Source organism: Streptomyces otsuchiensis, from assembly GCF_004305975.1.
Taxonomy (GTDB): Bacteria; Actinomycetota; Actinomycetes; order Streptomycetales; family Streptomycetaceae; genus Streptomyces; species Streptomyces otsuchiensis.
In genome coordinates this window covers 1-237 of record NZ_BHZI01000683.1, presented here as the reverse complement: position 1 = coordinate 237, position 237 = coordinate 1, and the positions used below count along the sequence as shown (strand labels likewise).

Below are 237 nucleotides of genomic sequence, written 5' to 3'. Positions count from 1 at the left end.
ATCGTCACCAAGACCGACCTGGTGGACCCGCAGACGCTGGCCGAACAGTTGATCGCCGTGGACCGCCTCGGCCAGGAGCTCGGGATCGAGTGGGCTCAGATCGTTCCCGTCTCGGCCGTGGGCGACAAGCAGCTGTCGCTGCTGGCCGACCTCCTGGTCCCGCTGCTGCCCGAAGGCCCCCTCCTCTACCCGGAGGGCGATCTGACGGACGAGCCCGAGCAGGTCAGGGTCGCCGAG

General features: G+C 69.2%; 1 pseudogene. It reads left to right on the top strand.

Going from position 1 to position 237, the window contains the following annotated elements:
- Positions 1-237: pseudogene (locus E0D90_RS26335) on the top strand (GTPase Era); the annotation flags it as partial.